Source organism: Chitinophaga sp. SYP-B3965 (assembly GCF_009647655.1).
In the GTDB taxonomy this organism is placed as follows: domain Bacteria; phylum Bacteroidota; class Bacteroidia; order Chitinophagales; family Chitinophagaceae; genus Chitinophaga.
On sequence record NZ_WJFD01000003.1, the window covers coordinates 794177 to 815567 of the forward strand.

Below are 21391 nucleotides of genomic sequence, written 5' to 3' on the forward strand. Positions count from 1 at the left end.
GCAATATATAACTAATTCCTGAGTGGTTTGCCTGTTTTAAGCATGCTTTGTAATCTTTCCAGGGTTTTGCGCTCTCCGCAAAGGCTTAGGAAAGCCTCCCTTTCAAGGTCCAGCAAGTATTGTTCACTCACAAGTGAAGCTTCTGTTAAATCTCCGCCACACATTACATAAGCCAGTTTCTGGGCAATCTTCACATCGTATTCTGAGATGTAATTGCCCGTTTTCATACCATTGATACCAGCCAGCATAGCGCCCAGGGCAGAACGGCCCAGCACCTTGATGTCTGTTCTTTCAATGGGACGGGTATATCCGGCATCTGCCAGTTCGATGGCTTTTTCTTTAGCATCTGCAATTACGCGGCTGAGGTTCAGGCTCACACTGTCTATCCCTTCCCGCAATATTCCCAGCTCAATAGCCTCCTGCGCAGAAGTTGCTACCCTGGCCTGGCCTATCAGCAGGAACTTATCCTGGAGGATGGGATTTTCTACCTGTCCTTCCCTGTATTCGTCTGAAGCACGTAAAGTCATTTCTTTGGTGCCACCGCCGCCGGGGATCAGGCCCACGCCTAATTCCACCAGGCCGATATAAGTTTCCGCAGCTGCCTGTACTTTATCTGCGTGCATGCTCATTTCGCAACCACCCCCTAAAGTAAGGCCGTGAGGCGCTACCACCACAGGAATGGAAGAATAACGGATACGCATAGTGCTTTTCTGGAAAAGGCGGATGGCCATATCCAGTTCATCGTATTCCTGTTCCGCCGCCAGCATGAAGATCATACCCACATTGGCGCCTGCGGAGAAATTCGTACCGTCGTTACCCACTACCAGTCCGCGGAAATCTTTCTCTGCGCGGTCGATGGCTTTATGTAATCCTTCCAGCACTTCTCCCCCGATGGAATTCATTTTCGTTTTCCATTCAATGTTCAGGATGCCATCGCCCAGGTCATACAGATTGCAGGCGCTGTTCTTCCAAACAACATTACCGGCGTAGTTTTCCAGGATGATGAAGTTATCCGTACCGGGAATTTGCTTGTAGCCTTTGGAGGCCAGATCGTAATAATATTTTTTGCCGTTCTCTATCTTATAGAATTGCTTCACTCCGGCTGCCAGCATCTCTCCTACCCAGGGCGCTACCGTAAGTCCTTTATCCGTCACCGCTTTTGCGCCGGCTTCCACACCCAAGAGGTCCCAGGTTTCAAATGCCCCGATCTCCCAGCCGAAACCAGCTTTCATGGCATCGTCCACTTTGTAGATGTCATCAGCTATTTCAGGAACGCGGTTGGAAATATAAGAGAACAGGTGTGCATGGAAAAGCTGGTAGAATTGCCCTGCTTTATCTGATGCACCTGCTAATACTTTGATCCGTTGTTTGAGGTCTTCAATGGGTTTGGCCGCTTCAATACTGGCAAACTTTGTCTTTTGCCGGGGACCGTATTCCATCGTCTGAAGGTTCAGGGTAAGGATCTCCTTCCCGCCTTCACCTTTTGTTTTCTTGTAAAAACCCTGTCCGGTCTTATCGCCCAGCCAGTTGTTCTCCACTACCTTTGCCAGGAATGGCGGGATCTCCATGATCTTGCGCGCTTCGTCATTCGGACAATTATCCGCTACACCTTTGGCTACCTTCACGAGGGTATCTATGCCCACCACATCCGCTGTGCGGAAAGTGGCAGATTTCGGTCTGCCTATCACAGGGCCTGTCAATGTATCCACTTCATCTATCCCCAATCCCATTTCCTCCATGATGTGGAAAATGGCCATGATGGAGAATACACCTACGCGGTTAGCAATGAAAGCGGGAGTGTCCTTACATAGCACTGTGGTCTTACCGAGATACAGATCACCATAATGTAGCAGAAAATCCACAATAGCGGGGTCTGTATGGGGAGTGGGTATAATTTCCAGCAAACGCAGGTAACGCGGAGGGTTGAAGAAGTGTGTACCGCAGAAATGCTTTTTAAAATCTTCGCTCCGGCCTTCTGCCATCAGGTGAATGGGAATACCGGATGTATTGGATGTGATCAGGGTGCCGGGTTTCCGGAATTGTTCCACCTGTTCAAATACTTTCTTCTTGATGTCCAGGTTCTCTACCACTACTTCTATCACCCAATCACAATCCGCGATGCCCTTCATGTTATCCGTAAAGTTGCCCGTATTAATAAGGTGAGCAGCAGATTTAGTAAAAAGCGGGGAAGGGTTGGATTTGATGGCAGCCTGCAATGCCTCATTCACGATCCGGTTCTTCACGGCCGGATGCTCTACTGTTAATCCTTTGGCCTTTTCAACGTCGTTGGGTTCTTTCGGTGCTATGTCCAGCAACAATACTTTTACACCTATACCAGCAAAATGACAGGCAATCCGGGAGCCCATCACACCGGAACCGAGCACAGCTATTTTATTGATCCTTCTTTGCATGTTAACCAGCTTTTGATCATTGAATTTAGCATTTTTTGCGTTGGTACGATGGAAGGAATGAAAAAAGAACACGATATTTAACGATTATGACAAGGAAAAGTAAACCTATGAAAACAGCCGAAAAGCCGGCAGCAGGCAAAGAATTAAATAAAAGAAAAATCTTACAGGGGCTTGCCCCCGCAGTATCCCTACTATGGCTTGCGTGGAGTTTTCGGCTCACCGAACTCACCTTTGTATCTACCAAAGTTATCTTTTTCATGATGGCCGGCAGCGGTTCAATTACCATTCTTGTGATCCTCTTAGTGAGACAGCGAAGAAAAATACGCCTGTGGTCTGCTTCTATGATCCTGTATTTCCTGATCGGCACAGCAATGCTCTATTCCATTTTCGCCCACATCAACTATTATGGCCCGCACACGGATATTAAAACGGTATCGTTACCCATGCTGGAAAGAGGTACAAAAAATATCCGCCATAGTAGTTGCAGAGATACTCCTTATGGAGTAGTGGTCTACAATGATATTAAGCGGGAGATCAGATTTAAATGCGAGGATAAAGAATTATCCGCTAAAGCAAGGATGATAGCATTACAGGTAGAGAAAGGACCCCTGGGATACTATATTTATACCAAAAAAGATCTTATTTATTAATTTCTCTTTTCTATATAAAAAAGGCGCTCCGGCAGGAACCGGAACGCCTTATATTTTCAATATAGAAATAATCAACTCACACCACTTCCCGGTGCCACCGCATCATCAGGGTTCACAAAAACCAAACGCCCGTCTTTATCTTCTGCCATGAGGATCATCCCCTGGCTTTCAATCCCTTTCATCTTCCGAGGAGCCAGGTTAGCCACCAGCGTTACCTGTTTCCCTACAATATCTTCCGGTTTAAAATGCATGGCAATACCGGAAACCACCGTACGTGTTTCCGTACCAAGGTCTACCGTGAGTTTCAGTAACTTATCTGCTTTCGCTACTTTCTCTGCCGCAGTGATGGTACCCACTCTGAGATCCAGTTTCGCGAAATCATCATATTGAATTTCTGCTTTTGCTTCTTTTACCGGGGGAGCGACTACCGGAGCAGCAGCAGCTTGTGCAGCAGCAGACTGCTGTAATCCTGCATGTAATTTTTCTACCTGTGCTTTCACCTGGTCATCTTCCACTTTCTTAAACAGCAATTCAGGCGGACGGAGAGAATAACCCACACTCACCAGTTTCATGCTACCCGCATTCTCCCATTCCAGCATCTTTTCCACCACTTTTAGCATATGGCAGATCTTCTTTGCTGTGAAAGGCAGGAACGGATTGATAAATATGGCCAGATTAGCTGTTAATTGCAGGCAAACGTGCAGGCAATTATCAATAACTTCCTGATTTTGTGCTTGTAATTCAGGCGTTTTAGCCAGGATCCAGGGTTGTTTTTCCTGGAGATAACGATTCCCTTCCCGCGCCACATTCATCACTTCATTCAATGCATCCCGGAAACGGTAGTTCTCGATGGAATCGGAGATCTTCGTTTTCGCTTCCTGCAACATCGTAAAGATGGCATCATCTGCCGCATCTTTTACGCCGGCATGCATAACGGGAACTTTCCCGCCGCAGAGCTTGTGCATCAGCACCATGGTGCGGTTCACGAAGTTGCCGAGGTTAGCTACCAGTTCATTGTTATTACGATCCTGGAAATCCTTCCAGGTAAAGTCGTTGTCTTTTGTTTCCGGTGCGGTGGCGCAAAGCACATACCGCAGGATATCCTGCTGATCAGGGAAATCCTTGATATAATCATGTACCCAAACTGCCCAGTTACGGGAGGTGGATACTTTTTCTCCTTCAATGTTCAGGAATTCATTGGCAGGAACATTGTCCGGCACCACAAATCCGCCGTGCGCCTTGAGCATAGCGGGGAAAATGATACAGTGGAACACAATGTTATCCTTTCCGATAAAATGTACCAGGCGGGTATCTTCCTTACACCAGTAATCAGCCCATTGGTCTGTTAATTCCTTGGTGGCGGAGATGTAACCGATAGGTGCATCAAACCATACATATAATACTTTCCCTTCTGCATCCTTCAATGGCACTTTGATGCCCCAGTTACTGTCACGCGTCATGGCCCTGCTGTGCAGGCCGCTATCCAGCCAGCTTTTACATTGACCGTACACATTATTCTTCCATTCCTTATGTCCTTCAATGATGTATTCTTTCAGCCAGGGTTCATAATTTTGGAGCGGCATGTACCAGTGTTTGGTTTTCTTTTTCACGGGCACAGCGTCACTGAGGGCGGAACGGGGATTGATCAGTTCTTCCGGGCTCAGGGAAGTACCGCAACGTTCACACTGGTCGCCATACGCTTTATCGTTACCGCAATTAGGGCAGGTGCCGATAATGTAGCGGTCTGCCAGGAACACTTGTTTTATTTCATCAAAGTATTGTTCGGACTCCTTTTCTTCAAAAAGGCCGTCCTTATACATTTTTAAGAAGAAATCAGCGGCGGTTTCGTGATGTACCTGGTTGGAAGTACGGGAAAATATATCGAAAGAGATGCCCATGGCATCAAAACTTTCCTTGATGATCTTGTGATATTTATCTACAATGTCCTGTGGGTTTACGTTCTCCTGCATTGCCTTGATGGTAATGGGAACGCCATGTTCATCAGTACCGCAAACGAATTTCACGTCTGTTTTTTTGGACCTTAAATACCGTACGTAAATATCAGCCGGCAGGTAACAACCCGCCAGGTGCCCAATGTGAACGGGGCCATTTGCGTAAGGTAAGGCGGCTGTAACCAGGTATCTGTTAAAATGTTTCATATTGCTTATATCCTTCCGGGAATTATCTTTACTTTGACCGGGTTTGGTATAGAATTCTATACCGAAATCGGTCAGCAAAGGTAAACTAAAGCGCATTAGAATGATCAAAATTCCCCCCTATCTGAAAAAAGGCGACCTGATTGGTATCACCTGCCCCAGCAGCAAAATGGAACTCTACGCCGCCGAGTATGCCGCCAGTATTATTGAATCCTGGGGGTTCAACGTACACCTGGGTATCACGGTGGGCACCAGCTTCCATAATTTCTCCGCACCGGACGAATTGCGACTGGAAGAATTGCAGGACATGATGGACGATAAAGAGATGAAAGCCATCATTTTCGGCCGCGGCGGATACGGTATGATCTGTATCCTGGACCGGCTGAATTTCTCCCAGTTCCGCAAACATCCCAAATGGCTCTGTGGTTATAGTGATATTACTGCGCTCCATGCGCATCTGTACCAACGTCATAACATTGCCAGCATCCATTCCACCATGTGCAGTGGCATCACACTTTCCACCCGGGATAATCCTTATGTAGGAAGCCTGAGGGAAACGCTCATGGGCAAACGTAATCAATATACCTGCAGTCCTCATGCAATGAACCGGGAAGGTAAGGCCAAAGGCCCCCTCGTTGGCGGAAATCTCTCTCTGCTGGCTAATCTATCTGGTTCTGACAGCCAGATAGATACCAAAGGAAAGATCCTGGTGCTGGAAGATATCGGCGAATACCGTTATAACGTAGACCGGATGATGTATAACCTTAAAAGGGCCGGCTGGCTGGATAAACTGGCAGGCCTGGTGGTCGGTTCTTTCACAGATGCCCGTGAAATGGATACCCCTTTCGGCCAAACGGAATATGAGATCATCAATAACATGGTAAAGGAATATGATTATCCCGTATGTTTTAATTTCCCCGTAGGCCATCAGGAACAGAATTACGCCCTCAAACTAGGCGTGGATCATGAATTGAAAGTGGGTGGGAAAGAAGTGAAGTTGAAGGCTGTGGAATAAATGATTGTTAACCTTGTTGTCCCTGCTGCTGCGCAGCAGGGTTTGGGAGGGGGATATTTTTTTAAAAGGTTGCCGCAGTTGGCGTTCGCTGCAAAGCAGCATAACAAATTGCCGAAAGCAATATCTTCTAAAGCAAAATATCACCTGAAGCTGTTGAAGGCAGCAGCTTTCCATAGCAATCACTTAAACCTGCTGCTTCGCAGCATAACAAGCTGCCGAAGACAGTAACCCCCAAAGCAAAAGGACCACCCTAAAACTGCCTTCGGCAGCACCGCTGCCAAAGCAGGCCCCTTCTAAAAAGCCCGCCGCAGGCGCCTCTTATCGCTGCAACACAGAATCCAGCTTAGCATGGAACAGCGGATAGTCATTCAGGTTATTATGCCCTCCATCTTTAATGGTAACAAACTCATCTCCCTTCTTAAAAAACGCCTCCAGCTTTTTCCCGGACTCATACGGCACCGTATTATCATCCGTACCATGAAAAATGGTAATGGGCGCGGCTACTTTAGGCAGGAATTCATTTGTAGGCAGTTTATAATCCAGCATCATCCCCACCGGGTAAATGGGCGCTGAAGAAAAAGCCACATCCTTCAGGCTATAATAAGGCGTTTCCAGTATCAGTCGCTTACAATCCCGCACAGAAGCCAGTTGCGCAGCAATCCCCGTTCCAATAGAACGTCCGTACAACACAATCTGCCAGGGCGCAAAACGAGCACGCGCCACTTTATACATCAGCAAAGCATCTTCATATAAAGCAGCCTCTGTCAGCTCTCCTGTACTCTTCCCGAATTCCCGGTAGTCCAGTATCAGCACATCATAGCCATTGCGGGTAAAATTGGGCATCAGTTTCGCGTACCGGTTAATGTTTTTAGCATTACCATGAAAATACAACACCATCCCTCTCGGCCGGCCAGGCGCTTTGAACAGCACAGCGCTTAATTTCACTTTCTTATTAACGGGGATGAGTAATTCCTGGAAGGGGATATCAAATTTATACTGGTAATTAGCCGGTAATACTTCCGGGTGAAAGATGAGTTTATCCTGGATGAAATACAAGGCAATACCTCCCGCGAGATACAAGGCGATAGCCCATATCGCAAATTTCTTAAAGTATTTCTTCACGTCTAACTTCTTCATATGGCGCTTCTTTATTCCTGCAGGATGTCTCTTATAAATGCATGATATTCAGGGAAAGAGGGTAAGTTATTATGCCGCCCGCCTTCTATCCTGATCAATGTGATCCTGCGCGGGTTCAGTTTTTGCAGGTGTTCACTATGGCGGACCGGGATCAGCCTGTCTTTGGTACCATGCAGGATGTACGTATGGCATTTCACCTTTTTGATCCAGAGGTCTGTTCTCAGGTGATACCTTAAAACCCAGCGCAGTGGCAGGATAGGTAAGAATCTTTTCACTACACGGGCAAAACTGTAATAGGGTGCATCCAGGATCAGGTACCTGGGTGTATTATCACTGGCCAGCCTGGTGGCAAATCCACTTCCAATGCTGCGGCCATATACAAGGATGTGATTTTCCGGATGCATGGCGCACAGGGTATTGTACACAAACTGGGAATCATTCAGCAGATCAGCTTCCGTCCTTTTGCCGGTACTTTTCCCAAAACCCCTGTAGTCTACCATCAACACATCATACCCATAACGGGTAAAATCTTTCGCATATTTCCCCCATCCTTTAATACTGCGGGAGTTACCATGGAAATAAAGGAGGATGCCTTTCGGCTTTTCCACCTTAAAATGTAATCCATTGATACGCACGCCGGGCGCCACTTCAAAGAACAATTCCTCAAAAGGCTGATCATACCTGAACTCAAAATCAGGTTTCAGCTTTTCCGGTTTAAAGATAAACCGCTCCTGGATGAGGTAAGCTAATATCATTAACAGGATGTACCCTGCAATGATGTATATGATAGTCGGGGACATGCTTGATCTTCCACATACTCCAAGGGCTTAGTCTTCCACATCCGGCACAATTTCCAGCCCATACTCCTCTGCTGTAAGCAAACCTCTCTCTTTCACTGCGGCCACACCAGCACGATCTGCATACAGGTCCGTCAACTCAAACTTCTGATGCAGATAATTGAAGGTCTGCATTTTGCCTGCGAGGCCCGGAACACCCGCCAGGTATTTGATGATCTCATTCACGATCAGCAGCGCTGTGGCCCCATGTGTGGAACCTAACACCCCTGCATCAAAATTCCTGAAATCATCCACCAGCAACTCACTGCAACGGTAAGAAGCAGAACGCTCCCCACTGTCCAGCAACATATTAAAACCTCCCCACCAGGCTATCCAGTTATGTACTTCGCCTGTTACAAAAGGTTTATCCAGTTGCAGACAGGCATCATTCACAATGAGATGTGTAGCGCGGTGTTGGGAACAGTCTATGATCAGGTCAAAACCTTCAAACACCTGCTTAGCGTTTTCTGGTTTTATCTGTAAGAGGAAAGGATAATGTTTATTCCAGGGATTGAGCGAGAACAATCTGCTGGCCGCCATTTTAGCTTTGTGTTTGCGGAGGTCCTGCATGTTATACAGAGGCTGGCGGTGCAGGTCTTCTTCCAGAATCACTCCATAGTCCGCGATACCGATCACACCAACGCCAGCGGCGCTGAGATATTGGATCACCGGGCTGCCCAGCCCTCCTGCCCCGATCACCAGGATACGGGCAGTTTTTAATTTCTCCTGCATATTGACTCCCATACCCGGTACGGCAATGGGATGTTTGTATCTTAACAATTCTTTTTCTGACAGCATTGTTTCTTTTACTGGTACAAAGATAGCTAGTTTTTAATCCTGCGGAAACTCCAATGTAAAGCGGGTTCCCTTCCCCAGTATACTTTCCACCCTGATCCTTCCCTTATGAGCATCCACGATCGCTTTCACATAACTCAATCCAAGCCCGAAACCTTTTACGTTATGTACATTTCCTGTATGTGCGCGATAGAATTTCTCGAAGATCCTGTTCACCGTATCCCTGCTCATTCCTATACCATTATCCGCGATGGAGATCACAAAGTTCTTACGCGTATTACCTGTGGTGATCTTTACTTCCAGGTTATCTTTCGAGTATTTGATAGCGTTATCCAGCAGGTTGAAGATGAGGTTGGAGAAGTGTACTTCATCTGCTTTGATAATGGGCTGATGTGCATTTAACTGCAACTGCACTTTACCATTTTTCCCATCCAGTTGTAATTGCAGGTTCTCTACTGTACTGGAGATCAGCTGATGTACATCTATGGGTTGCAGGTTGAGTGACAGTTCATCCTTCTCTAACAAAGCAGATTGCAGGATAGATTCCACCTGTTTGTTCATCCGTTTGTTTTCTTCTTTAATGATGCCGGAGAAGTAACGGATCTTGTCTTTGTTGTCCATTACTTTTTCATTCCCGATGGCATCAATAGCCAATGAAATAGTGGCCAAAGGTGTTTTCAGTTCATGCGTCATGTTGTTGATGAAATCCCCTTTTATTTCGGAGAGTTTCTTTTGCCCCAGCATGGTGCGGATAGTGAGGGCAAAAGCGGTTACAATGATCGCGGTGAACAATATCCCGCCTGAGATCATCCAGCCCATGTACTTAAACACTTTGAAACTGGTGGAAGGCACAAAAACGTAGAGCTGTCCTGACTCCGGCGTAATAATATTATAGGCCAGGGAGGCAATGAACTGATGATATAATGCGGAGTCCTCACTGATCTTTTGAATGCGTTCCGAAAAACCGGGAGACACCAGCTGGTAGTAACCATTCTCCACGATACCGAATTCAAACACCGTATCCAGCTTCCTTTCCTTCATGGATTTCTTCAGCATCTCAGACACTTCCTTTGGGTCAAAAAGGCGGCTTACCGGCTCTGTGGGACGGAGAAGCCTGTCCCCGTTGATGGGCGGGAGGTTCAGGCTGGAGGAAGTACCTTCCCGTTTGAAGTTCTGTAGTTGAATGCGGCTGTTGATAGGCACAGCAAGCCTTTCCATCATTTCCTTGGCTACTGCGTCCACGGCTTCGGACGTCTTTTGCTCCTTCTCCTCTTTTTTGATGTGAGTGGCGCTATTGATCCAACTGTACTGAATATAGATGATCCCCAGCAGGGACAAGGTTATCAGTGCGATTATGATCGGAAATATCTTTCTAAGTGGCAACATGTCAGGTACAATATAAACGATAAATATAGGCAAAATCCACCCCTTTCAAACTAATTGCTATAGCAACCATGATACAAAATTAAAACCCGGAAAGCCTTATCGGACGTAACACCTGATAAAAAACATTACTTTAACGTAATTTTAACGGGGAATTATTACTGTAATTGCAGCCAGTTTCCATAACTTTGCATCGTTATCTGGTACCAAATTTGCTACGTAAGAGTTGTGATTTGCTTTCATACTTTGATAACACATAAACAAGCTAATAAACTTTCTACATACATCGATGTGGATTCGTTCCATAAGCGATTTAGATTTTGGTTGATAAAATGGTAAGGGATCTGTCTAGGTCCCTTTTACTTTTTTAGCCCTTTCTTCTTCAAAAAATAACGTCCTGTTTGCATTTTGTTGGTTAAATTTGGTTAGAGCTTAAGGAATTAGGTATGGATACACTTGCGCCAGGCATATTGTTGATCGCGGACCCCTTTCTGAAAGATCCGAATTTCGCAAGAACAGTGATCCTGCTCTGCGAACATCAGGAAGAAGGGAGTTTTGGCTTTGTGGTGAACAAGCAGTTTGACCAGAAGCTGGACGATCTGATCTCCAATGTTTTCGTCCCCAACATCCCCGTTTTTCTTGGTGGCCCCGTTCAGATGGATACCATTCATTTTATTCACCAGATGCCTGACCTCATAGAGGGTGGGTTTGAAGTATTTCCCGGTATTTACTGGGGAGGGGATTTTGACACCGTAGTGAACCTGGTGAATTCCCAGCAGTTAGACCTTCAGAAGATCAAGTTCTTCGTGGGTTATTCCGGTTGGAGCAGTGGTCAGTTGGAAGGGGAAATGAATGAAAAGAGCTGGATCCTTTCTTCTGTAAATACACCCATCCTGTTCCTGGAAGATGAACAGGAGATCTGGCGGCAGGCCTTGCGGCGAATGGGGAATAATTTCGCCATGATGGCGAACTTTCCGATAGATCCTACATTGAATTAGGTATATGCCTCCGGCATTTTTACAATACGCTAAAGCCGCCATCATGGCGGCTTTAATATTTGAAAGGCCTGCTACAATTATTGGCGGCAAAGTCCCTATGGGGGTGTTTTTCTTTTAAATACAAAGCCACCACATGGTGGTTTTTCTTTAAACAAAACAGAAAGCCGCCGCAGGGCGGTTTTCTGTTTTAAAAGCGTCATCCGCAGCAGGGCAGTTTTTCCTTTCAAACAAATAATGAAAGCCGCCGTTTACCGGCGGCTCCCCATAATAAAAAGCCCCCCGCAGGGGAAACCTCTCAGCCTAAATACAAAACGGCCTCCGATCACTAGGAGGCCGCTTCAATATAGTAAGCTTCTTAAACAGCGTTTTAAACCGCTACAGCGCCTTCAACCAGCACAGTAGCCTTATTATTCAACACCTCTACGAAGCCGCCGTTAATCGTGTAATGAGAAGCCTGCGTCTTATCCTTCAGCACCTTCATCTTACCCTTACCCAGGGCAGCGATCAACGGAGCGTGACGGTCCAATACTTCAAAAGAACCATCTACACCCGGCAACTGGATGCCATATACTTCGCCTGAGTACAGCTTTTTTTCCGGTGTTAATATTTCCAATAACATGTTTCTAGTTTAGTGTGAAAACCTTACTTGGAAGCTGCTGCCAGCAGTTTCTTGCCTTTCTCGATAGCATCGTCGATAGATCCTACCAGGTTAAATGCTGCTTCAGGATATTCATCCACTTCACCGTCCATGATCATGTTAAAACCACGGATGGTTTCTTCGATCGGAACCAGGATACCTTTCAGACCCGTGAACTGCTCTGCCACGTGGAACGGCTGGCTGAGGAAACGTTCAACACGACGAGCGCGTGATACCGTCAGTTTATCCTCGTCGCTCAACTCATCCATACCCAGGATCGCAATGATATCCTGTAACTCTTTATAACGTTGCAGGATCATCTTAACCCTTTGTGCACAGTTGTAGTGAGCTTCCCCAACGATAGAAGGGCTCAGGATACGGCTGGTAGAATCCAGTGGATCCACTGCCGGATAGATACCTTTATCGGAGATCTTACGGGAAAGTACTGTTGTAGCATCCAGGTGGGAGAAGGTTGTTGCAGGAGCCGGATCCGTCAAGTCATCCGCAGGTACATAAACCGCCTGTACGGAAGTGATAGAACCGTTCTTGGTAGAAGTGATACGCTCTTGCATCAGACCCATTTCCGTAGCCAGGGTTGGTTGGTAACCTACCGCTGAAGGCATACGGCCTAACAGTGCAGATACTTCAGAACCAGCCTGTGTGAAACGGAAGATGTTATCTACGAAGAACAGGATGTCCCTACCACCACCGGCAGTACCATCACCATCACGGAAATATTCTGCCATGGTCAAACCAGACAGGGCAACACGGGCACGCGCACCGGGAGGTTCGTTCATCTGACCGAAGATGAAGGTAGACTGAGAGTTCCTCAGTTCAGCCATATCTACAGATGCCAGATCCCATCCGCCATGCTCCATGGATTCTTTAAATTTATCACCGTATTTCACAATACCTGCCTCGATCATCTCACGCATCAGGTCATTACCCTCACGTGTACGCTCACCCACACCGGCAAATACGGACAAACCATCGTGACCTTTCGCAATGTTGTTGATCAGCTCCTGGATCAATACGGTCTTACCTACACCCGCACCACCAAACAAACCGATCTTACCACCTTTTGCATATGGCTCGATCAGGTCAATTACCTTGATACCAGTAAATAATACTTCCGTATCTGTAGCCAGGTCCTCAAAACGGGGAGGCTGACGGTGAATAGGAGCACCATTTGTTGTATCCAGCTGGCCTAAACCATCAATTGCTTCACCTACCACATTGAACAAACGGCCTTTAATAGCGTCACCTGTAGGCATTTTGATTGGGAAACCTTTGTCTCTTACCGGCATACCGCGTACCAGGCCATCTGTAGAATCCATGGCAACGGTACGAACACTGTCCTCTCCCAGGTGTTGCTGAACTTCCAGCACCACTTTCTGGCCATTTTCCCTGGTCAGTTCAAGGGCGTTATAAATTTCCGGCAATGTTCCTTCAAAATGCACGTCCACAACGGGACCGATGATTTGTTTGATCTTACCTGTATTAGGCATATTTCTTAGAAGTTTATAGAATGCAAGTAATTGTGTGCTTATGCAAAATTTGCGCAAAGGTAAGCATTGAAGCCTAAAACCCAAAATTGTGGAAAGATGATTTAGGCTGATTTTCGTCAGTTTTAGCCAAATTGTTAAGTCTAATCAATAAGTTATAATATGTAAGTATCGCTGATTAATTTAGCGCTTTCGTAAACTCTTTAGCATGAATGATAAGCACGAATTAGACCGCCGGGACTTTCTCGGCTCCATTACCAAGGCTGGTATTTTAAGCGCCATAGGCCTTGCGCCTGTTGCCCGGGCAGCGGCTAATATTATAGAAGCACCGATGGCAGGGGAACACAAATTCCTTTGCCCTCCCTATCTCCAAAATCCCACACCAGAGGCCATGACCATCATGTGGCTGAGTAACAAACCCTGCTACAGCTGGGTGGAATATGGGGAAACGGATACCTTAGGCACCAGCGCCAACAGTTCCAAAGAAGGTCTGATAGATGCCTATAATCGCATCAACCGTATCCGTTTAGAACATCTGAAGCCCAATACCACTTATTATTACCAGGTAAAATCGAAGGAGATCACACAGTTCAAGCCGTATGAACTCATCTATGGTGAAACTATCAGCTCTGAAACGTTCAGCTTCAAAACCCCTGCAGCTAATCCAAAGGAGGTTTCCTGGCTGGTGATCAATGATATCCATGACCGGCCGCAAAGCATCCCTCACCTGATGGGCCTGAATAAAGACCCTTATGATTTTGTGTTCTTTAACGGAGATGTATTTGATTATCAGGAAGATGAGCAACAGATCATAGATCACCTGCTCATCCCTGCCGGTAATTCCTTCGCCTCCACCAAACCGTTCATTCTCACCAGGGGTAACCACGAAACCCGTGGTAAATTCCGCCGGGAACTGGGGAACTATTTCGATGGGGACTACGTTTTCACCAAAACCTGGGGGCCTGTACATTTTACCGTACTGGATACCGGGGAAGACAAAGAAGATACGAGTCCTGTATATGCCGGCATCGTCAATTTCGACCAATACCGCATTGAACAGGCTGAGAAATTGAAACAGATCGTGAAAACGCCTGCTTTCCTGAAAGCTAAATTCCGGGTGGTGATGATGCACATCCCCCATTATTATTCTGGTGACTGGCATGGGCCCATGGAATGCAGGAAACACTTCGCACCTATATTTGAGGCCAGTAAGATAGACCTGTTCCTGGCCGGGCATACCCATAGATTTGGAATCCATCAGCCAGTACCGGGGCAACATTCCTACCCCATCGTGATCGGCGGCGGCCCCAAAGATGGTAATCGCACCCTGATCAAAGTGAATGCTACACAGAAAGACCTGAAACTGGTGATGTTGAAAGATGATGGATCAGAGATAGGAAAAGTGGAATTGAAGAGTAAAAGATAAAAACAGAAAGTGCGCCATGGTAAATGGCGCACTTTCTTTATTAAAACCCTGAGTAATCCCGTACCATTCCCGTATCAATCCCGTATCAATCCCGTACCCATCCCGTATTAAGGTGGGGTACCTGTCAAAAAAGCAGCACAAAACTGCCAAATCCCATCACTTCGCCGGCACACAAGCCCAGGGGTCCGGATCATTCGGCGCTACCTTTTTATCCGCAGCCCAGCAGAAATTCAACGGCTGGCTGGTTACACTCACCAGTTTAATATTCACCTTCATCCCCTTCCGGCTATTGGAAGCAGGAATAGATTGTGCTCCCTTCTCCGGAATATTATGCACGGTATACTGCTCTGTTTTGAAAACATTCCCATTGCCCCGGAGGTATTCCACTTTCACCACCGCATTATCCAGCGGGTATTCAGTTTGATTGCGCACCGTGATCTGGAGGTTCTTAATCCCCCCGAGGAAACCGGTTTTATAATCCCCCGTATTCACGGAGATGTATTGTTTCCAGTTCTTACGGAAGTATTCCCGCCTGTCCACAAACTGTCCCTGCACCTGTTGCTGCATATCTTTCCTGTCCGCAATCTGCTGCGCAGTACGGCTGCTGAGCGTTAACCGCTGCTGCAGATCCCTGTTTTCATTGACGAGACGTTCGTTCTCATGAAGCATTTTCGAGGCCTGTTTACGGTCTCTGTAAGCACTAAGGGCCAGCACAACGATCAAAAAACCACTTATAACAGGCACTATCCATTTTTGACTCATACCCTGCATATAGAAAAAATAATGCCGGATTTCTTACGAAACCCGGCACTGATCACACCTTGGGAAAATTACTTATCTATAAACTCGTACCTTATCTTTTCACTCTTCTCAAAATCATAGAGCGTTAACCTGCGCACCGTATAGTAGGCATTCCAGAAACTAAGCAGCGCATTGATGTACCCACGGCTATTCTGGTCCTTCTCCTGCTGCGCAAGATTAAGATCTGTGATAGAAATTTTACCAATGAGATAACGCTGCTTGGTGATCTCATACCGCAGTTGTGCAATGGTATCCGCTTTTGCAGCACTCGCCACTAATCTTTTCTGAATATTAAATTGCTGCGTTTGCAGGAACACTTCCTGCTCAAAAAAGCGTTCATCCTGCTGGATATCTATCTCTGCCAGATCGCGATTCGCTTTTGCCTGGCGAACCCTGTTACGCGCACGGCCCCAATCCATAATAGGAATAGAAACTCCTACCGATAAGTTCTGCTGCACATCACCACCTGAATAAGCAGTTTTCAGCATATCACCATTGTTAGACCGGCCCAGCGTTGCACCCAGGTTAAATTCATATCCATTACTGCCTCTTGCCTGCGCCACACTCTGTTCCGCTTCTAATCTTCTTCTCCTGAAGCTCAATACTGCCTGGCGGTTGGTGGCAGATTCCACTACCGCTTTATCCAGTGGCACATCAAACAAAGGAATGGTATTCGGTTGCACCAGGTCTATCTCTGCATCCTTCGGCATATTTAAAAACCGTTTCAGTTCCTGGTAGGCGATCTCTTTTGTCACCAACGCCTGATCCAGGTCATTACGGGCATTGAGTAAACTCAATTCTATTTGCAGTAATTCATTCTCTGCAATTCTACCCAGGTCATAACGGCCTTTGGAAATTTTATACAGCGTGTCAGTATTCTCCACATTCAATTGCAGGATCTTTACCTGCACTTGTGCCCCTAAAGCCCTGAAGAAAAAATCAGATGCATCCAGCGCTACTTTCTCCAGGTCTTCAATGTACTGCCGCTTGCTTTCTTCATACAACAAAGGAGAGATCTTTTGCGCCCAGCGGTAAGCATTGTACATGATGGAAGGCTGATCATAACGAATGGAGAAAGGTGTAGCGAGAAAAGACTTCCTGCTATCCGGAGAGAACTGATCGTTACGGGTAAGATCAGAACGCACAGAGAACACACCACCAGTCCAGGGCACCTGCTGCCTTAAACCCAGCCCCACTGAGGTAACGGAAGTAGAACGGCGGCGAAATTCAACCACCCCATTCGGTTGCTGCACTTCTACCGTTTGCCCCAGGAAACTGCTATTATTATCCAGGCCCAGCACCAGCTGCGGCATCTGCCCCGATCTGAAATACCGGTAGGCATACATGGAATTCAACGCCTGGCTTTGTGCGCGGTAATAAGAAGGAGAACTTTTCTGCGCAGTGCTTATCACATCATGCAATACAAGGGATTGCTGCGCAGCGCATATCGTGCTGCATAAAGTGCAGACTAACAGGAACTTTATTTTAAGCATGGCGTAAACATTCAATTGGGTTTTGGTTAGCAGCTTTCCGTGCGGGAGAGATCCCAAAGATCAATCCTACAGAAGATGCCAACACAAAGGATAATAAGATGGAAATAGCGGAAATGATGGTTTTGATATCGGCCACTTTATCTACAATGTAAGCGCCCGCCACTCCCAGCAGGATACCTATCACACCTCCGCAAAGACTGATCAGTACTGCTTCAAACAGGAATTGCATTACAATGTCCCTCTTCTGCGCGCCCAATGCCATACGGATACCGATCTCTTTTGTACGCTCCAATACAGAAGCCAGCATAATGTTCATGATACCAATACCGCCCACCAGCAAGGATATCCCGGCAATGGCACTGAGTACGATATTAAAAACATCTTTTGTTTTCTGTTGCTGTTTCAGTAATTGTTCAGGGATCGTTACTTCAAAATCCATCACATCACTATGCCTGCGTTTAAGCATGCGGCTGATGATACCGGCAGATTCCGTGAGCTGTTCCGGCTGATGTACTTTTACGATCAGCTGATCCAGCTGATGCATGGAATTACTGCCGCCGCCATCGTTATTATTATTTTCACCACCATCTTCAAACCAGCTGCGGTGTTCAATGCGGATAGCAGGATTCTTATATCTTACCAGCGTAGTTTGAATAGGCACATAAATATCCATGTTGTAATCACGGATACCCAGGTTCTCTTTCGTGGCGCTGCTGATCAGCTTTTCATCTGTTACCGCAATCACCTTTAACCATTGCGGTCCGCACTTCAGCGTTTTCCCGACAGGATCTTCCGAAATAAAGAATTTCCTTTTCACACCAGCGCCAATGATACATACACCTTCCCCTCCTGTCATCTGTGTTTCATTGAACATCCTTCCCTGTGCAAGACCTATGTTATTCAGTGCAAAAAATGCAGGCTCTACGCCTACCATCTTTAACCGTTTGCTTTTTCCGTTATAGATAATATCATGTTCTATGAACATCTCCGGGCTGATAGCATCTACCGTATTCAGCATTTTCTGTATGCTGTGCGCATCCTGCAGGCTAAGACCTTTGGAGAATTTCTGCTTATCATCGCTTTCCTGCGGTTTAGCCTTCTGGCCGCCTTCGTCTTCTTCTTTCTTTAACTCCGCAGGTCTGATCACAATGTTATTCACGCCTACCAGTTTCATCTGGTTCATGATCTCTTCTTTAGCTCCTCTTCCGATAGCCAGCATGGCTATCACGGCGCCTACGCCGAAGATGATGCCCAATGCGGTGAGAAAAGATCGCAGTCTGTTGGCTACGAGCGAATCCAACGCAATGGTGAGATTGTTCATGTTACGGGTTCCCCATAATTTTTGCATGTGACTGATTTTGGGGGTTATTTTAAGAGAACGATTTTATTTTCCTTGGCAGAGGCAGGTTCCGCCATCATCACCTTATCTCCTGGTTCCAGGCCTTTTTCCACGATCACTTCTTCATCATTGCTCTTGCCCAGTTTCACTTCCCGTTTCTCAATTGCATTCCCTCTCCGCTGGTAAACAAAACTGTGCGTTTTGTCGCCCACCTTTTCGCTGAAAACGGCTTCCAGCGGAATGATGATCTTGTTCGGCACTTCATTAATGAGGATATTATTGGAAGTGGTCATCCCCGGTTTGAGGATAGAATCCACTTTTTCCAGTTTGATCAATACTTCAAATACTTTGGCGTTGGAACCAGGGCGGTTCTCGCCGATATTCGCTACAGAGGTCACAATGCCATTCATTTTCACTTCCGGGAAGGCATCCAGCCCCATGGTCACTTTCTGATCTTTTTTGATCTTGCTGATGTCCACCTCATTGATATAGGTTTTAGACATCATGCTGGAAAGGTCCGGCAACATGGCCAGGCGGGGGTCCCAGGAGCGGATCGCTGAACCGGCCTTTTTCTTTCCGCCTGCACTATAGTCGATGATATATACCAGCAATCCTTTCGTGGGAGCGGTGATCCTGAATTTATCCCGCAATTCTACCAGGCTGGTCACCTGGTCCTGCTTACGTTTTACTTCCCGCGCAGCCTGATCCATTTTAGCGGAAGCCTGGCGTGTTTGGATCTTGTACTTTTCACCCAGCTGGGTAAGGTCCCGCTGTGCTTTTTCCAGGTCAAGTTCTGCCTGTTTGATAGTAGCCGGGGGCTCATACTTACTCAGTTCCAGGGCCAGTCTTTTCTGGTCCATCTGGAAGTTAAGGTTGGTGATGGCATCCCGTGATTCACGCATCTGAAGCGTGGTATCAAGAGAAGTTTGAGAGAGCGTAGTGATGGCCCTGTCCAGTTCCAGCTGTACATCTCCGATCTTCTTATTAACGATAGCAGGGTCCAGGGTAGCAATGTAATCCCCTTCCTTCACGGTGATCCCTTCTGCGGCCATGTCCTGGATCTTGATCTCTTCATAGATCTGATTGGACTGTAAACCGCTGGGGGCCTGAATATAGACGGTATTCTCCGCCATTAATTCTCCGGGGCTCACAACAATATCCTTGAAATTACCTTTCTTTACCTCTGCGGTAATGTCTATGCCAGCGGGTTTATTGGCAAATACATAGTAGAACACTACCAGGCAAATGATGAGCAGTGCGGCGAGTAGCCACCATTTTTTTCTAAACATAGGTGAATGAGTGTGTGATATAGAACAAGTGTGAAATAGCTGCTTTAACGTGATTAACAATTCTGGTGTAACAACCGGCCGCGCCTACAGGATGCACCTGCTCCTATTTTCCATAAAAATATGCGCGGAATTCAAAACAAAATGTTAATTGTGATGAGGGATAATTTTATGGGATAAATCCTGCATATTGCTCACGATCATTTTTTTAGACCCTTATAACGGTCTCGTATTAACTTTTATTTTTGCATAAATGCATCAGATGAAATTAATTCTTGTAAATAACGAACAAACAGCCCGGCAATTCATAGATGTGCATGTTGTATTGAACAAACAGCACGCCGGTTGGATCAGGCCACTGGATAAGGATATCAATGATGTGTTTGATCCTGCCGCCAATAAAGCATTTCGTTTTGGCGAAGCAGTGAGATGGGTATTGAAAAATGAGAGTGGCCAACTCATTGGGCGCATCGCCGCTTTTGTAAATAAGAAATATAAAACGAAAGGAGACGAGCAACCCGTAGGCGGGCTCGGCTTTTTTGATTGCATCGATAACCAGGAAGCAGCTAATCTTCTTTTTGATACCGCTAAGAACTGGCTGGCAGAAAAAGGTATGGGCGCTATGGATGGCCCCATCAATTTCGGAGATCGCGACCGCTGGTGGGGATTACAGGTGGAAGGATTTGATAACCCGCCCTATGGCATGAACTACAATCCGCCCTATTATCAAACGTTATTTGAGAACTATGGCTTCGAGGTATTCTTTCACCAGGTATGTTTTGCCATGAAAGTAAAAGACCAGGTGCAGGAGAAGTTCTATGAGCGGCACGACAGGCTGGCCAAAGATCCGGACTACTCCGCCCGGCACATCAAAAAGGACCAGCTGGAAAAATTCGCCAATGATTTCACCATCATTTACAATAAAGCCTGGGCCGGCCATGGTGGCGGGAAAGACATCTCCAAAGAACAGGCCCTCCTGATCTTTAAGAAGATGAAACCCGCCATGGATGAAAAGATCGTATGGTTTGCCTATTATAAAGATGAACCTATTGCCTGCTGGCTCAACCTTCCGGAATTGAACCAGTACTTCAAACACATGAACGGCAAATTTGGCCTTTTGCAGAAATTGCAGTTCGTATGGTTGCGCATGATCGGCGCCTGTAAGAAATTCACAGGCCTGGTATTTGGCGTGGTACCGGAATTCCAGGGCAAGGGTGTAGATGCCTTTATGATCATGGAAGGTGCTAAGATCATCCAGCACAAACTTAATTATGAAGAGTATGAAATGCAGTGGATAGGGGATTTCAACCCTAAAATGATCAATATCGCGGAAAGCCTGGGCGCAGGAGTAAGTCGCAAATTAACCACTTACAGATACCTGTTTAACCGGGAGCAGCCTTTCAAAAGACACCCTATCCTGGGTTAAATTTGATCCTATCTCTCTGAAACATAGCATGTACGGGGTATTTCCCGGAAAGTGGATTAATGTATCTTGGGTGCTCGTTATTCAGAACGTCCCAGCC

17 protein-coding genes are annotated in these 21391 nt (G+C 46.4%); 5 read left to right on the forward strand and 12 right to left on the reverse strand.

Annotated elements, in window-relative coordinates; translation table 11 throughout:
• Positions 1 to 11: 11 nt before the first annotated feature.
• The gene (locus GFS24_RS20890; protein ID WP_371731295.1) at positions 12 to 2384 is read right to left on the reverse strand and encodes a 3-hydroxyacyl-CoA dehydrogenase/enoyl-CoA hydratase family protein; all 2373 of its coding nucleotides are present in this window, start codon (positions 2382 to 2384) and stop codon (positions 12 to 14) included.
• Positions 2385 to 2518: 134 nt separating this feature from the next.
• Between GFS24_RS20890 and GFS24_RS20895 the strand changes: the two genes are divergently transcribed.
• Complete coding sequence (locus GFS24_RS20895) at positions 2519 to 3061, forward strand: hypothetical protein (RefSeq protein WP_153662818.1); 543 nt, start codon at positions 2519 to 2521, stop codon at positions 3059 to 3061.
• A gap of 71 nt (positions 3062 to 3132) precedes the next feature.
• Here the strand turns inward: GFS24_RS20895 and metG are convergent, their stop codons facing one another.
• Positions 3133 to 5316 carry a methionine--tRNA ligase gene (gene metG, locus GFS24_RS20900; RefSeq protein WP_253906540.1) on the reverse strand — a complete coding sequence of 728 codons (2184 nt, stop codon included), beginning with the start codon at positions 5314 to 5316 and terminating at the stop codon, positions 3133 to 3135.
• 4 nt (positions 5317 to 5320) lie between these two features.
• Between metG and GFS24_RS20905 the strand changes: the two genes are divergently transcribed.
• On the forward strand, positions 5321 to 6232 hold the full coding sequence (locus tag GFS24_RS20905; protein WP_153662820.1) for an LD-carboxypeptidase: 912 nt from the start codon (positions 5321 to 5323) through the stop codon (positions 6230 to 6232).
• A 318-nt stretch (positions 6233 to 6550) separates the two neighbouring features.
• Here GFS24_RS20905 and GFS24_RS20910 read toward each other — a convergent pair whose 3' ends face one another.
• Genes GFS24_RS20910 through GFS24_RS20925 form a run of 4 tightly spaced genes read right to left on the reverse strand, consistent with a single transcriptional unit; the run spans position 6551 to position 10386 of the window.
• Positions 6551 to 7369: an alpha/beta hydrolase gene (locus GFS24_RS20910; protein WP_153662822.1), complete on the reverse strand. Its 819-nt coding sequence runs from the start codon at positions 7367 to 7369 to the stop codon at positions 6551 to 6553.
• A gap of 11 nt (positions 7370 to 7380) precedes the next feature.
• Positions 7381 to 8169 carry an alpha/beta hydrolase gene (locus GFS24_RS20915; protein WP_153662824.1) on the reverse strand — a complete coding sequence of 263 codons (789 nt, stop codon included), beginning with the start codon at positions 8167 to 8169 and terminating at the stop codon, positions 7381 to 7383.
• Between the two features lie 27 nt (positions 8170 to 8196).
• Positions 8197 to 9003 (reverse strand): HesA/MoeB/ThiF family protein, encoded by an 807-nt coding sequence (locus GFS24_RS20920; protein ID WP_153662826.1) that lies wholly within the window; start codon positions 9001 to 9003, stop codon positions 8197 to 8199.
• A gap of 33 nt (positions 9004 to 9036) precedes the next feature.
• Positions 9037 to 10386: a sensor histidine kinase KdpD gene (locus tag GFS24_RS20925; protein WP_153662828.1), complete on the reverse strand. Its 1350-nt coding sequence runs from the start codon at positions 10384 to 10386 to the stop codon at positions 9037 to 9039.
• Positions 10387 to 10829: 443 nt separating this feature from the next.
• Here GFS24_RS20925 and GFS24_RS20930 point away from each other — a divergent pair, with 443 nt between their 5' ends.
• Positions 10830 to 11381, forward strand: a complete 552-nt coding sequence (locus tag GFS24_RS20930) for a YqgE/AlgH family protein (protein WP_153662830.1) — start codon at positions 10830 to 10832, stop codon at positions 11379 to 11381.
• Positions 11382 to 11748: 367 nt separating this feature from the next.
• Here the strand turns inward: GFS24_RS20930 and atpC are convergent, their stop codons facing one another.
• Both atpC and atpD read right to left on the reverse strand, forming a co-directional pair.
• The gene (atpC, locus tag GFS24_RS20935) at positions 11749 to 12000 is read right to left on the reverse strand and encodes an ATP synthase F1 subunit epsilon (protein ID WP_153662832.1); all 252 of its coding nucleotides are present in this window, start codon (positions 11998 to 12000) and stop codon (positions 11749 to 11751) included.
• A 23-nt stretch (positions 12001 to 12023) separates the two neighbouring features.
• Positions 12024 to 13526 carry a F0F1 ATP synthase subunit beta gene (gene atpD, locus GFS24_RS20940; RefSeq protein WP_153662834.1) on the reverse strand — a complete coding sequence of 501 codons (1503 nt, stop codon included), beginning with the start codon at positions 13524 to 13526 and terminating at the stop codon, positions 12024 to 12026.
• Positions 13527 to 13731: 205 nt separating this feature from the next.
• Here atpD and GFS24_RS20945 point away from each other — a divergent pair, with 205 nt between their 5' ends.
• A complete protein-coding gene (locus GFS24_RS20945; protein ID WP_153662836.1) occupies positions 13732 to 14949 on the forward strand; it encodes a metallophosphoesterase in 1218 nt (405 codons plus the stop codon).
• A 156-nt stretch (positions 14950 to 15105) separates the two neighbouring features.
• Here the strand turns inward: GFS24_RS20945 and GFS24_RS20950 are convergent, their stop codons facing one another.
• From GFS24_RS20950 to GFS24_RS20965, 4 genes are all read right to left on the reverse strand, one after another.
• The gene (locus GFS24_RS20950) at positions 15106 to 15711 is read right to left on the reverse strand and encodes a hypothetical protein (RefSeq protein ID WP_153662838.1); all 606 of its coding nucleotides are present in this window, start codon (positions 15709 to 15711) and stop codon (positions 15106 to 15108) included.
• A 68-nt stretch (positions 15712 to 15779) separates the two neighbouring features.
• Positions 15780 to 17243 carry a TolC family protein gene (locus GFS24_RS20955; protein WP_153662840.1) on the reverse strand — a complete coding sequence of 488 codons (1464 nt, stop codon included), beginning with the start codon at positions 17241 to 17243 and terminating at the stop codon, positions 15780 to 15782.
• Complete coding sequence (locus tag GFS24_RS20960) at positions 17236 to 18591, reverse strand: ABC transporter permease (protein WP_153662842.1); 1356 nt, start codon at positions 18589 to 18591, stop codon at positions 17236 to 17238. The genes GFS24_RS20955 and GFS24_RS20960 overlap by 8 nt, the downstream gene beginning before the upstream one ends.
• A gap of 17 nt (positions 18592 to 18608) precedes the next feature.
• Complete coding sequence (locus GFS24_RS20965) at positions 18609 to 19871, reverse strand: efflux RND transporter periplasmic adaptor subunit (RefSeq protein ID WP_153662844.1); 1263 nt, start codon at positions 19869 to 19871, stop codon at positions 18609 to 18611.
• 259 nt (positions 19872 to 20130) lie between these two features.
• Between GFS24_RS20965 and GFS24_RS20970 the strand changes: the two genes are divergently transcribed.
• Entirely contained in the window at positions 20131 to 21294 is a 1164-nt protein-coding gene (locus tag GFS24_RS20970) for a hypothetical protein (RefSeq protein ID WP_153662846.1), read from the forward strand.
• The last annotated feature ends 97 nt before the right edge of the window (positions 21295 to 21391 follow it).